Source organism: Kribbella shirazensis, from assembly GCF_011761605.1.
In the GTDB taxonomy this organism is placed as follows: domain Bacteria; phylum Actinomycetota; class Actinomycetes; order Propionibacteriales; family Kribbellaceae; genus Kribbella; species Kribbella shirazensis.
In genome coordinates, this window is the sequence record NZ_JAASRO010000001.1 from 3,593,066 (window position 1) to 3,605,358 (window position 12,293).

12 protein-coding genes are annotated in these 12,293 nt (G+C 69.9%); 9 read left to right on the top strand and 3 right to left on the bottom strand.

Annotated elements, in window-relative coordinates:
• The first annotated feature begins 126 nt into the window (after positions 1–126).
• The 9 genes from BJY22_RS17590 (at position 127) to pdxR (ending at position 9,278) form a co-directional block, all read left to right on the top strand.
• The gene (locus BJY22_RS17590; protein WP_167208124.1) at positions 127–1,359 is read left to right on the top strand and encodes a hypothetical protein; all 1,233 of its coding nucleotides are present in this window, start codon (positions 127–129) and stop codon (positions 1,357–1,359) included.
• Positions 1,356–2,555, top strand: coding sequence for a hypothetical protein (locus BJY22_RS17595; RefSeq protein ID WP_167208126.1), 1,200 nt, complete (start codon positions 1,356–1,358; stop codon positions 2,553–2,555). The genes BJY22_RS17590 and BJY22_RS17595 overlap by 4 nt, the downstream gene beginning before the upstream one ends.
• A complete protein-coding gene (locus BJY22_RS17600) occupies positions 2,552–3,739 on the top strand; it encodes a hypothetical protein (protein ID WP_167208128.1) in 1,188 nt (395 codons plus the stop codon). The genes BJY22_RS17595 and BJY22_RS17600 overlap by 4 nt, the downstream gene beginning before the upstream one ends.
• A 12-nt stretch (positions 3,740–3,751) precedes the next feature.
• Positions 3,752–5,380 carry an ATP-binding SpoIIE family protein phosphatase gene (locus BJY22_RS17605; protein WP_167208130.1) on the top strand — a complete coding sequence of 543 codons (1,629 nt, stop codon included), beginning with the start codon at positions 3,752–3,754 and terminating at the stop codon, positions 5,378–5,380.
• Positions 5,367–5,732 carry an STAS domain-containing protein gene (locus tag BJY22_RS17610; protein WP_167208131.1) on the top strand — a complete coding sequence of 122 codons (366 nt, stop codon included), beginning with the start codon at positions 5,367–5,369 and terminating at the stop codon, positions 5,730–5,732. The genes BJY22_RS17605 and BJY22_RS17610 overlap by 14 nt, the downstream gene beginning before the upstream one ends.
• Positions 5,725–6,075 carry an STAS domain-containing protein gene (locus BJY22_RS17615; RefSeq protein WP_131346507.1) on the top strand — a complete coding sequence of 117 codons (351 nt, stop codon included), beginning with the start codon at positions 5,725–5,727 and terminating at the stop codon, positions 6,073–6,075. Before BJY22_RS17610 ends, BJY22_RS17615 begins: the two co-directional genes overlap by 8 nt.
• Positions 6,076–6,088: 13 nt before the next feature.
• The gene (locus BJY22_RS17620; RefSeq protein ID WP_167208133.1) at positions 6,089–6,853 is read left to right on the top strand and encodes a hypothetical protein; all 765 of its coding nucleotides are present in this window, start codon (positions 6,089–6,091) and stop codon (positions 6,851–6,853) included.
• 55 nt (positions 6,854–6,908) lie between these two features.
• Positions 6,909–7,814 carry a hypothetical protein gene (locus tag BJY22_RS17625; RefSeq protein ID WP_238350387.1) on the top strand — a complete coding sequence of 302 codons (906 nt, stop codon included), beginning with the start codon at positions 6,909–6,911 and terminating at the stop codon, positions 7,812–7,814.
• 81 nt (positions 7,815–7,895) lie between these two features.
• Positions 7,896–9,278, top strand: a complete 1,383-nt coding sequence (gene pdxR / locus BJY22_RS17630) for a MocR-like pyridoxine biosynthesis transcription factor PdxR (RefSeq protein ID WP_167208135.1) — start codon at positions 7,896–7,898, stop codon at positions 9,276–9,278.
• 72 nt (positions 9,279–9,350) lie between these two features.
• Here pdxR and mmuM read toward each other — a convergent pair whose 3' ends face one another.
• From mmuM to BJY22_RS17645, 3 genes are read right to left on the bottom strand one after another with little or no spacing between them, the layout of a single operon-like run.
• A complete protein-coding gene (gene mmuM / locus BJY22_RS17635) occupies positions 9,351–10,223 on the bottom strand; it encodes a homocysteine S-methyltransferase (RefSeq protein WP_167208137.1) in 873 nt (290 codons plus the stop codon).
• Entirely contained in the window at positions 10,207–11,133 is a 927-nt protein-coding gene (locus BJY22_RS17640) for an FAD-dependent oxidoreductase (protein WP_167208139.1), read from the bottom strand. Before BJY22_RS17640 ends, mmuM begins: the two co-directional genes overlap by 17 nt.
• Before the next feature lie 45 nt (positions 11,134–11,178).
• Positions 11,179–12,282 carry an esterase-like activity of phytase family protein gene (locus tag BJY22_RS17645; protein WP_167208141.1) on the bottom strand — a complete coding sequence of 368 codons (1,104 nt, stop codon included), beginning with the start codon at positions 12,280–12,282 and terminating at the stop codon, positions 11,179–11,181.
• Positions 12,283–12,293: the final 11 nt, after the last annotated feature.

The following is a 12,293-nucleotide window of genomic DNA, read 5'->3' on the forward strand; positions in this document are numbered from 1 at the left end:
CCACCCCCAGGCGCCGGCCGCGCGGCGAACCGCGCACCGGAACCGTAACGATTCTTGCACGGCCGGGCGCGACCGTGTTGTCCCTGACGAATCGGGAGTTCCATGCCTGCAGGGGGAGGGGGACACGTGACGGACCGAAGGGGTGCGGCTGCCCGGTTGGCCTGGGCGGCATGGGCGGCATGGTCGTTGTGGGGTCTGTGCGTCGTACTCACCGCAGTCGCGCTTGTACTCTTCGCCATCAACGGAGATGCCCGACCGGCCGACTCCTACGGCTCTCTGGATGCCGTCATCGATGTCGGAGTCCTGGGATTCCCGACGGTCGGCGCGGTGATCGTCGCCAGGCAGCCGGGCAACGCGATCGGCTGGTTGCTCCTGGCCACGGGTCTGGGGAACGCTGTCTCGCAGGCTCTGCTCGAGTACGGCGCATTCTCCCTGCTGCACGCACCGGGAACAGCGCCCGGTGGGGCGTGGGCGGGCCTGGTGGCCGATGCCGTGGTCTGGCCGTCCGTCGCGGGGACTTCGGTTCTGATGTTCGCGCTCTTCCCGACCGGGCACCTGCCGTCGCGCCGATGGCGGTGGCTCGTGTGGGCAGTGGCGATCGACGCCACCGCCTACATCGCAGGCACGCTGTTCGACCCGAGGACCCTGCACTACTTCCCGACGGTCCCGAATCCGTTCCCCGCGGTGAGCCCCGTCCTGTCGGCGGTCGGGCGGGTCGCCGCGCCCGCCCTCGGTCTCGGGATCGTTCTCGGGATGGCGGCACTGGCGCTTCGTTTCCGGCGAGCCCGAGGGGTGGAGCGGCTGCAGATCTCCTGGATGTTCTACCTCGCGGCCCTGCTGTTCGTGTCCATTCCGATCACGGTCGCGTTGTCGTCCACCAACCTCGAGGTCGGTGCCATCCCGGTGGACGAGCTTGTCTTCGCGGGCGTGCTGATGGCCGTCCCGCTGGCCATCGGTGTCGCGATCCTGCGGTATCGCCTGTACGACATCGACGTGGTGATCAACCGGACACTGGTGTACGGCGCGCTGTCGCTGACACTGGCCGCGGCGTACGTAGGCAGCGTCCTGTTGCTGCAGGTCATCCTGAGTCCTGTGACGCGAGGGTCCGGCGTCGCGGTTGCGGTCTCGACCCTGCTGGTGGCCGGGTTGTTCCGGCCCGTGCGGTCGCGGATCCAGTCCATCGTCGACCGGCGGTTCTTCCGGCGCAGGTACGACGCGGCCCGAACACTGGCGGCGTTCGGATCGCGGCTGCGCGACGAGCTCGATGTCGATGCACTGGGCAACGACTTGCAGGTTGTGGTGCACGAGACCATGCAGCCGGCGCACGTGTCGTTGTGGCTGCGGGAGTCCGGCCGATGAGCGCCCGCGCCGCCCGCCGGCTCGCGTGGAGCCTGTTCGGCCTCTTCGTGGCGCTGGCCGCGGCAGCGCCGGTGCTCGTGGCGGTACGCGACGGGAACGCATCGGACGCGCTGGTCGCGACCGGGATCGGCTTCGCGCTCGTCGGCGCACTGATCGCGTCCCGGCAACCCGCCAACGCAGTGGGCTGGCTGCTGCTCGTCGCCGCTGTTGCCCTGGGCCTCGACACCTTGATGAGCGTCTACGTCGGCCGGGCGACGTTGCCCGGCGCGGCCTGGGCCGGCTGGCTCAGCAGCTGGTTGCTCTTCGTGTGGCTCTATTTGCCGGCTCTGTTCCTCGCCTTGGTGTTCCCGGCCGGCCGGCTGCTGTCGCGACGCTGGCGGGCCGTCGTCGGAGTCGGCGTCGCCGCTGTGGCAGCGAACATCATCGGGACCGCCTTCGCGCCGGGTGACCTCGAGGTCTCCGCGGACCGCCCGCTCCGCAATCCGCTCGGCCTCCAAGGGCCCGCCGGCGACGCACTCTCCTGGCTGTCCGCAGCCGGCGAACTGCTCGCCGCCGGCACGCTGGTGCTCGGCGGACTGAGCGTTTTCCTGCGCCTGCGCCGATCGCACGGCCGCGAGCGTCAGCAGGTCGCCTGGTTCGCCTACATCTGCCTGCTGGCCCTCGGTCCGTTCGTCGTGCTCGCGCTCGTCGGCCTGGTCGCGGGCGATGACGGCGCGCCCTGGCTGGAGGCGGTGCAGCTGGTCGCCTGGTGGTCGCTGGTCGTCCTGCTCCTCGTCGGCCTGCCGTCCGCGATCGGCATCGCGATCCTGCGTCACAGGCTGTACGACATCGACATCGTCATCAACCGGACGCTGGTCTACGCCACGCTCACGTTGACCCTCGGTACGGCGTACCTCGGCAGTGTGCTGCTCCTGCAACTGATCCTGAACCCGCTGACCCAGGGGTCGGATCTCGCGGTCGCGATGTCGACGCTCGCAGTGGCCGCGCTGTTCCGCCCGGCCCGGCGCCGCGTCCAGCTGCTGGTCGACCGGCGGTTCTTCCGCCGCAAGTACGACGCGGCCCGAACACTGGCGGCCTTCGGGCTGCGGCTTCGCGACGAACTGGATGTCGATGCACTGGGCAACGACCTGTCGGGCGTCGTGCAGGAGACCGTACAGCCCACCCACGTGACACTGTGGTTGCGAGGTTCGCGATGAAACGCTGGCTTCCGATCAGCTCGGTCTGGCTGCTCGCGGTCAGCGTTCCGGTGGCCGGAGTCGTCGACGAGCTCGCCACCGGCGGAGGATTCCCGACGTCCGCCGGCTGGTTGGTGTTCGTGCTCGCGTTCGTGTCGGTCGGCGCCCTGATCGTGTCCCAGCGGCCCCGCCATCCGATCGGCTGGATCCTGCTCCTGGCCGGGGTCAGCTCGGTCCTGGTGGGGTTCATCGGCTCCGTGGCCGAGCGACTCGACAGGCTCGGCATGGACGAGTTGGTGCTGGCGGCCGGCTGGTTCTCGACCTGGGGGTGGTTGCCGGTCTGGCTGCCGCCCACCTTCGGTCTGCTGCTGTTCCCGACCGGCCGACTGCCGTCCAGGCGCTGGCGCCCGGTCGCCTGGCTTGCCGTCGGTGGCTTCCTGGCACTGTTGGTGAGAGCCGCGTTCGCGCCGGGGCCGATGGAGGACGCCGGACTGGACAACCCGTTCGGGATCGACGTCGGCATCGACGTGTGGACTCCGCTGACCGCGGTGGGAACGGCCGCGATGCTGGCGGCGGTCGCAGGCTCGGTCGTCTCGCTCGTGATCCGCTTTCGGGCCGCACGCGCGGTGGAGCGGCAGCAGCTCAAGTGGCTCATGTACGCCGGCATGCTCCTCGCCGCCGGACTCTGCACGCTGGCCGGGTTGGAGACGGCGGTCGAGGACACCGGCCCCTTCTCGGAACTGATCCCCTCGACGGCACTTGCGACTGTCCCGGTCGCGACTGGGATCGCGATCCTGCGGCACCGGCTGTTCGACATCGACCTCGTGGTCAATCGGACGCTGGTCTACGGCGGTGTGACGGTTTCGCTGGGGACGGCGTACGTCGGCATCGTCCTGCTGCTGCAGGTGGTGCTTCGCCCGATGACCGAGGAGTCCGGGCCGGCGGTGGCGGCGTCGACACTCGCTGTCGCCGCGTTGTTCCGCCCGGCCCGATCGCGGATCCAGGCCGCGGTGGACCGGCGGTTCTTCCGGCGCAAGTACGACGCGGCCCGGACGTCGGCGGCGTTCGGCGCACGGCTGCGCAACGAGCTGGATGTCGAGGCGCTGGGCAACGACTTGCAGGCCGTGGTGCACGACACCGTGCAACCGGTGCACGTGACGTTGTGGCTGCGGGACCGTAACGATTCCCGGACGCCGGATGCGTAGAAAGGGCTTGTGATGTTGAACAGCGCTCTCCGACGACTCCGCAGGCGAAACGCCGCGGAGGCCGGGCGGCCCGCGCCCGAGCGGCCCGCGCGGGCGGTCGCGGGCGACGAGGCGGCGCCCGTCGACATCGCACCGAACGACCCGCTCCTCGCCTACCTGCAGAGCGCGAGCGGTGCGGTGGACGTGGAGACTCTGGAACTCGATTCGCCGGCCCTGGCGGACCTCAAGGCCGCGGGCGTCAAGCTCGCCGTACCGCTGGTGAGTCAGGGCGAGCTGATCGGCGTACTCAACCTCGGGCCGCGCCGCTCCGAGCAGGAGTACTCCAGCGACGACCGCAGACTGCTCGACAACCTCGCCGCGCAGGCCGCGCCCGCGCTGCGGGTCGGCCAGCTGGTCCGCCAGCAACAAGCCGAGGCCCGGACCCGCCAGCGCTTCGAGCAGGAACTCGAGGTCGCCCGGCTGATCCAGCAGAACTTCCTGCCCAAGGAACTGCCCGAACTGTCGGGCTGGCAGGTCGCGGCCTGTTACCAGCCGGCCAGGGAAGTCGGCGGTGACTTCTACGACGTGATCGCGCTGGCCGACGGTCAGGTCGGCTTCGTGATCGGTGACGTGACGGACAAGGGTGTACCGGCCGCGCTCGTGATGGCTGCCACGCGGAGCGTCCTGCGCGCCTCGGCCCAGCGACTGATCGAGCCCGGTCAGGTCCTCGAACGGGTCAACGAGCACCTCTGTCCGGACATGCCCGCGAAGATGTTCGTCACCTGCCTGTACGGCGTTCTCGATCCGGCGACCGGCCGCTTCCGGTTCGCCAACGCCGGTCATGATCTGCCGTACGTCAAGACCGCCGAGGGGTCGGTCGAGCTGCGGGCGCGCGGCATGCCACTGGGCCTGATGGGCGGGATGACGTACGAGGAGCACGAAACCCTGCTCGCGCCCGGCGACTCGCTGCTGCTGCACTCCGACGGCATCGTGGAAGCGCACGACCCCCAGGGACAGATGTTCGGCTTCCCGCGGCTCAAGGAACTGGTGGCGCGCTACCCGGGCGGTGGCGAGCTGATCGAGCTGGTACTCGCCGATCTGCACGCGCATACCGGACCCGGCGCGGAGCAGGAGGACGACATCACGATGGTCGTGCTGCAACGGGAGCCCACGCGGAGCGAGAGCCCCAACGGCAGGATCGGTCCGAGACTGCTCGCCGAGTTCGAGGTGCCGAGCGTCGAGGGCAACGAGCGGCTGGCACTCGAACGAGTCGCCGGCCTGGTCGCTCCGCTCGGTCTCCCCGCGACCCGCCTCCGCCGCCTCGAGACCGCGGTCGCCGAGGCCACGATGAACGCGATGGAGCACGGCAACTCCTACCGCGCCGATCGTCCCGTCACCGTGCGCGTGTACGGCGAGCCGCGCCAGGTCCGCGTCGAGGTCGCCGATCTCGGTGGCGACCGCCCGGCTCCCGGTGAGACCGAAGTACCCGACCTGGAGGCGAAGCTCGCGGGACGGCAGCGGCCGCGCGGCTGGGGACTGTTCCTGATCAAGAACATGGTCGACGAAGCGCGGGAGACCAGCGCCGGAGAACGCCACGTCGTCGAACTCGTCATGCACCTCGAACCGGTGCCGGAGAAAGGAGCCGACGATGACGACACGTGAAGCGCTCGCCCACGTCCGGCTGCGGGACGGCGTGGCGGTCATCGAACTGGTCGGTGACCTGAACGCCGCGGCCGAATCCGCCCTGGACGAAGCGTGGACCGCCGCGACGAACGAGCCACCCGACGCCGTCGTGCTCAGCTTCGAGAACAGCGGCTACATCAACTCGACCGGAATCGCGCTCGTGGTGGGCCTGCTCGCGAAGGCGCGGAGCCACCGGATCCCGCTCCGGGCCTACGGACTCAGCGACCACTACCGGGAGATCTTCGAGATCACCAGGCTGGCCGACTTCATGGCGATCGAGGACGACGAGGACAGCGCCGTACAGGGCGTGGGAGGGGAACGAGATGGCTGAGGCAACAGCGACATTCGACGTACGCCGGCAGGGGACGGCCGGCGTCCTCGACATCCGGGGAGACGTGACAGCGGGCTCGGAGGACGTCCTGATGAAGGCGTACGAGGGCGCGGGCGACGTCACGGCGGTCATCCTCAACTTCGCCGGACTGTCGTACATGAACAGCGGTGGAATCGGTCTGCTGGTCACGCTGCTGGTGCGCGCCAGGCGGCGTTCGCAACGGCTCCTGGCCTACGGCCTGTCCGAGCACTACCGGCAGATCTTCGAGCTGACCCGTCTCGACGAGGCGATCGGCATCCACGACACCGAGCAGGACGCGCTGGCAGCGGCCGGCGCGGCGTAGAGGGGCGAACACCATGACCACCGGCAACGACGAGCAGCCGGCCGCGGCGAACCGCGACGCGGCCAACTGGGCGAAGACGGTCTCGCGGCTGAAGGTTTCCCAGGTACCGGAGGGTGCCCTGAACCTGAACGTGGACGGCCGGCAGCTCACCAGCCCGATCCAGGGCTTCGGGAAGATGTGGCAGAAAACCTACCTGCTGCGGCTCCCGGCCGAGCGGATCGGCCCGACCGAACTGATCGCCACCTGGCGCCGGCAGTTCGCCGAGTTCTGGCCGACGGGCAACCACTTCTACGCGCCGCTCACCGGTATCGAACCCGGCGACGTCGCGCTCCTGAACCTGCGGATGCCCGGCGGCACCAAACTGTCGACCGGTGTGATGGTGCTGTACGCCGACGAGGAGTCGTTCACGCTGATGACGCCGCAGGGCCACATGTTCGCGGGCTGGATCACGTTCAGCGCGGTGCGACAGGACGACGAGACCGTCGTACAGACACAGGTTCTGATGCGTGCCTCGGATCCCGTCTTCGAGTTGGCGCTCACGATGGGCGGTCACGGTCAGGAGGACCGGTTCTGGAGTCAGACCCTCGGCAACCTCGCGGCACACTTCGGCCATCCGGAGGCAGTTGTCGAGACGAAGGTCGTCTGCGTGGACAAGCGACGCCAGTGGTCGCGATGGCGCAACATCTGGCACTCGTCGGCGATCCGCTCCGCGATCTGCCTCCTGGAAGCGCCGGTCCGCGGCGCCCGCGGCCTCACCCACCGCAAGCAGCCTGCCTGATACGCAACTTTCGGCTCCTCGATCGCATCAGGCTTGGTAATCAAGGGGGAGTTCGATGAAGTACGGATCGATGACGATGGGGGTGCTGGGTGCGGCCGTCCTTGTGGCGGGTCTGCTGCCCGGAACGGCGGCCGGAACGCCGAGTACAGGTTCGGCACAGTGCCAGTTGGGCTTGGGGTCGGTGTCGGCGACGGGCGACCACCAGTGGCAGGATCTTGTCGCGACAACGCCGCCCACGAACAGGGGCGTCGCCACCGTGATCCGGGACCTGTATCCCGACGGACAGGTGCGGCTCAGCACCACGATGGTCCAGGAACCGACTCCAGGCGGCCTGCGGGTCCAGGGCTACGTCGTGATCGGCTCGGCGCTGTACCGCACGCGGTACGACAGCATGGTCCCCGAATCGGTCGGCCTTCAGCGCATCGGTGGCGGCTGGGGACCGTTCATCGCTCTGGCGGAGTCCCGTTATGTGCCGTACCGCGGAGGCTCGGCGCGGACGAGCGAGTACGGCCTGCGCAACGACGGCGTCCTGTTCCGATGGACCCGCGATGCCAACGGCGCCTGGGGAAAACTCGCGTCGGCCCCGGGGTTCTCCGCGGTGAAGACGATCGCGCTGATCAGCAAGACGGCGACCTACGACACCTTCCTGGCCACCACCAAGGGCGGTGCGCTCTACACCATCCACATCCCGGCGAGCGCACCGATGAAGCCGGTGGTGAAGAAGGTGCGCGGATCGACCTGGCAGGGGTTCGAATCGCTGGTCGCGGAGAAGTGCGGTAGCCAGGGCACACTGCTGGTCGGCATCGACAAGGACACCCGAACAGCCCACCTCTACGCCGTGGGTCACGCGGCGGGTACCGCGACCGTGATCCGCGGCCTCGGCAAGGTCCCGGGTAGCTTCGACGCTCCGGTCTACTTCCGCTGGGCGACTCTCGACTTCGACTCGCTGTTCGGCGAGTAGCACGGTTCGGCGAACAGCCCGGATCGCGCTGGATGGCGGGTGGTAGTCCCGTCCGGCGGGCTCCCGGCATAAGGTCCGGTCATGGAGGATTCAGGGGCCGCTCCGGCGGGGGCGGATCTGCATCTGGAGCTGGCGGCGACGCGAGGGCGTAGCGACCTGGTGCGGGCGTTGCACGAGTCGATCCGGAGTGGGCGGCTGGCCGCGGGGACGCGGCTGCCGTCGTCGCGGTCGCTGGCGAGGGATCTCGGCATCGCGCGGAACACGGTTGCGGACGCGTACGGGCAGCTGGTCGCGGAGGGGTGGCTGACGGCACGGCAGGGCTCCGGGACGGTCGTCGCGAACCGGGCCGCCGTACCGCCGGCATCGGCCGTTTCGTTGCCCGAGGCCCGTAGTTTCCGGTACGACCTGACGCCGGGCTCGCCGGACGTGGCGACGTTCCCCCGGACCGAGTGGCTGGCGGCGGCGCGGAAAGCGCTGACCGCGGCGCCGAACGAGGCGTTCGGGCTGGGCGACCCGCGCGGCCGGATCGAGTTGCGCCGGGTGCTGGCGGACTACCTGGCGCGCGCACGGGGCGTGCGGGCCGATCCGGAGCGGATCCTGATCTGCTCGGGGTACGTGCAGGCGTTGAGTCTGCTGAGCGAGGTGATCAGGACGCTCGGCGGTACGGCGGTGGCCGTCGAGGAGTTCGGGTACGGACTGCATCGGGACGTGATCCGCGCACGCGGGCTGGACGTGGTCGCCGTACCGGTCGACCAGCTGGGCGCGCGGACGGATCGGTTGGCCGGGGACGGGGTGCTGCTCACGCCGGCGCACCAGATGCCGACAGGCGTGCCGCTGGCGCCGGAGCGTCGTACGGCCGCCGTCGAATGGGCGCGGGAGAGCGGGGCGGTGCTGATCGAGGACGACTACGACGGCGAGTTCCGGTACGACCGGCAGGCGGTCGGGGCGTTGCAGGCGCTGGATCCGGAGCGGGTCGTCTACACCGGTACGGCGAGCAAGAGTCTCGCGCCGGGGCTGCGGCTCGCGTGGATGGTGCTGCCGCAGCGGTTGATCGAGCCGGTGGTCGCGGCGAAACGGACCGCGGACTACCAGACCGCGACCCTCGAACAGCTCGTCCTCGCCGAGTTCATTGCCTCCGGCCACTACGACCGGCACGTACGCCGTTCCCGCCTGCACTACCGGCGCCGCCGCGACCGCCTGGTCGAACTGCTCGCCGTCCGCGCACCGACCGTCGAGGTCGCCGGCATCTCCGCAGGCCTGCACGTCCTGCTCGACGTCCCCGGAGACGCCGAAGACATCGTCACCCGGGCCGCCCGCCAGGGCCTCGGCCTCACAACCCTCACGACGTACCACTTCAACCCCACCCCAGCCACCCGCCAAGCAGTCATCGTCGGCTACGGCACCCCACCCGACCACGCCTACCCCGGAGCCCTGGACCTCCTCTGCCAGGTCCTCGGCGTCTAGTTTGTGGAAAACTTCGGGCTCGCGAAGAGGGATGCCGATAGACTTAAGCAGGAAGGGCAGGGGCGCGCAGCACTACCCGACAGCCGCGGCAAGGGTCCGGATGTCTTCCGGCCCGACGCGGCAGCAGCCGCCGATGTACGCCACGCCTGCCTCGGCCCACTCGGGCGCGAACGTCGCCGGGGTCGTGCCGTCGCCGATCCAGGTGCGGGCGATCGGGTCCCAGGATTCGCCGCGGTTGGGGTAGGCGACGGCGGGTTTTCCGGTGGTGGCGACTGCGGTGGTGACGGCTTGGCGGACGTCGGCGGGTTTGCAGCAGTTGATGCCTACGGCAATTACCTGGGCGATGGCGGCGAGGGCGAAGGCGTCGGCGAGCGGTTGGCCGGCACGCGTGCGGTCACCGTCGATCGAGTAGGAGAACCAGGCGGGTACGTCGAGTTCGGTCAGCAGCTGCACCAGGACCTCGGCCTCGTCCGTGTCCGGGATGGTCTCGACCGTCAGCAGGTCGGGCTGGGCGGCGGCGAGGAGCTCGAGGCGCGGCCCGTGGAAGTCGCGCAGGACCCTCGAGCTCACGCCGTACCGTCCCCGGTACTCCGAACCGTCCGCCAGCATCGCGCCGTACGGCCCGACAGAAGCCGCGACCAACCGCCCCGGGAACTCGTCGCGGACCGCGCGGGCAATCTGCACGGATCTCGTGATCAGGCGTTCGGCCTCGGCGCGTCCGACTCCGGCGCGTTCGAAGCCGACCACGCTGGCCTGGTAGCTCGCCGTCGTCGCGACCATCGCGCCGGCCTCGTAGTACGCCCGATGCACCTCCGCGATCTCCCCCGGCGCATCCCGCAGCAACCGAGCCGACCACAACGCATCCGACAGGTCATGCCCCCGCTCCTCGAGAGCGTTCGACAAACCGCCGTCGAGGATGACCGGCCGGTCAGACGCTGCGGACAAGATCCAGCACCTCGTCGGCGCAGCCCCAGGAGAGGGTCACGCCGGAGCCGCCGTGGCCGTAGCAGTGGATGATCGGTTCGCCGGCGCTTGTTCGTACGAGTTCGCAGCGGATCGTAGGGCGGGCGGGGCGGAGGCCTACGCGTTGGCGGATGATCTTCGCCTTGCGGAGTTGGGGGACCAGTTCGGCCGCGCGCTCGAGGATCTGCGACGTGGTGTCCGGGTCCACGGTGAGGTTCCAGTCGCCGGGCTGGCTGGTGCCGCCGACGACCACGTCGTTCTGCCGCGGGATCACGTACGTCAGCTCGTCCGGCGAACGGTCCGCGACCAGCCAGTCGGTCAGCCCGCACGGCTCGACCGTCAGCACCTGCCCGCGCACCGGCGTCACGGTCGGATCGCTCGCGGTCAGGCGCGCGCCCAGCCCGGTGCAGTTGACCACGAGATCGGCCCCGGTCGGCAACGCGGACAGCGCCGCGCGCGTCAGTGTCCCGCCGGCCGCCTCGAGCCGTTTCACCAGCGAGGGCAGGTACGCCGGCATGTCGATGACCGGCGACGTGAACGACCACCCGTCCGCGAACCCGACCGGCGGCGACCCCACCCGCTCCAGATCCGGCAGTACGTCGGCCCACCGCGGATCCGGCGTCCGCTCCACCAGGAACTCGCGCCCGTGCCGCAGCTGCACCGACGGCTCGACCTCCGCCAGCTTCGCGAACTCCTCGTACGTCGTCCGCGACCAGCCCGCCACCCGATCCACCGGCGCCGACAGGTACGGGTACCAGATCGCGGCCGCCACCGACGACGTCGTCTCCAACGGCAGATCGCGGGCGAACACCGCCACGTCGTACCCGCCCTCGGCGAGCCGGATGGCACAGCTCAGCCCGATCACGCCCGCACCCACCACGATCACGCGCATTCACACAGTGTTACCCAACCGCCGTGATCACGCCAGGCAGGGACCTCAGTGCAGGTCGACCGCGAAGGAGTAGAAGCGGGTGATCTGCGTGGCACCGTTGTTGTCGTCCGACAGCAGGTACAGCTGCCGCCGCCCGCCCGGCAGGTACTCGCCGAGCGTGAGCGCCTCGACGTTGTCCAGCAACGGGTTCGGCTGTGGCTGCTTGGCGACCGCACCGGACGGCGGGCAGTCGACCAGGTCGAACAGGAGCTTCTTCTGCAGGAAGACCTGCTCCGGCGCATCCGCGAGCGACGCCACCTTGGTCACATCGGTCGCGTGCCGCAGCGAGACCGTGAACACACGGATCGTGTTCCCGACGCCCGGCGTGTACGTCCGCTCCATCGACACCAGCTCGGTCGGGCTCGCCGACGCCAGCTCGACCAGCGCGAGGCCCGGGTCCGGCTTGTACGCGTACTGCGCGACCGGCCGGTACTCGTGCCCGGGCAGGCCGAAGTACCGGATGATGCGGTTCCGCGACCGGTTGCCGGCGTCGGTCCCGTCCGTGGCGAGCGGCCCTTCCATCCCGGCGTACAGCGAGAGACCGTCGCGGCTGACCGCGAGCGACTCGAACGTCGCGTTGTTGCTCGCTTCACCGGCCGGCGCGACCCGGAAGCGCTCCGGGACCGGCAACTCGCCGGTCTGCTTGCCGTCCGAGAGCCGGAAGCGCCGGATCGAGGGCTCGCGCTCCGACGTCGCGAGGATGGTCCGGTCGCCCCGCTCGACGACGAGTCCTTCACCGTCGAAGTCGCCGCCGTTGTACGGCGTACCGTCCGGCCGCTTGAGGATCGTCATCCCGTCGACGCTGACCGAGGTCGGCGCGCTGTTCACGCGCAGGTCGAACACACGGGCCGGGCTGGTCTGGACGTTGTCCACCAGCGCGACCGCGCTGTGCGGCCCGGTCACGTCGAGCGCCGAGAGTCCGGCGACCAGTTGCCCGTCGTACGTCGTCTTGTCGAGCGCGTCGCTGAAACCGAGGAGCGCCGCGTCGGGTGAGCACGCTCCACCACCGCCGGGCCTGTCTCCAGTGGCTGACGCAGTCGCCGATGCGGTGAGCGTCGTGGTGAGGGCGGTCAGGACAACTGCTGCGGCGAGCGGCTTGTGCCAGCGCATTCCGGAACTCC

Coding starts and splice junctions, on each gene's coding strand:
- BJY22_RS17605 (WP_167208130.1), top strand. CDS start 3,752: ATGTTGAACAGCGCTCTCCGACGACTCCGCAGGCGAAACGCCGCGGAG.
- BJY22_RS17615 (WP_131346507.1), top strand. CDS start 5,725: ATGGCTGAGGCAACAGCGACATTCGACGTACGCCGGCAGGGGACGGCC.
- BJY22_RS17600 (WP_167208128.1), top strand. CDS start 2,552: ATGAAACGCTGGCTTCCGATCAGCTCGGTCTGGCTGCTCGCGGTCAGC.
- BJY22_RS17610 (WP_167208131.1), top strand. CDS start 5,367: ATGACGACACGTGAAGCGCTCGCCCACGTCCGGCTGCGGGACGGCGTG.
- pdxR (WP_167208135.1), top strand. CDS start 7,896: ATGGAGGATTCAGGGGCCGCTCCGGCGGGGGCGGATCTGCATCTGGAG.
- BJY22_RS17595 (WP_167208126.1), top strand. CDS start 1,356: ATGAGCGCCCGCGCCGCCCGCCGGCTCGCGTGGAGCCTGTTCGGCCTC.
- BJY22_RS17645 (WP_167208141.1), bottom strand. CDS start 12,282: ATGCGCTGGCACAAGCCGCTCGCCGCAGCAGTTGTCCTGACCGCCCTC.
- BJY22_RS17625 (WP_238350387.1), top strand. CDS start 6,909: ATGAAGTACGGATCGATGACGATGGGGGTGCTGGGTGCGGCCGTCCTT.
- BJY22_RS17640 (WP_167208139.1), bottom strand. CDS start 11,133: ATGCGCGTGATCGTGGTGGGTGCGGGCGTGATCGGGCTGAGCTGTGCC.
- BJY22_RS17620 (WP_167208133.1), top strand. CDS start 6,089: ATGACCACCGGCAACGACGAGCAGCCGGCCGCGGCGAACCGCGACGCG.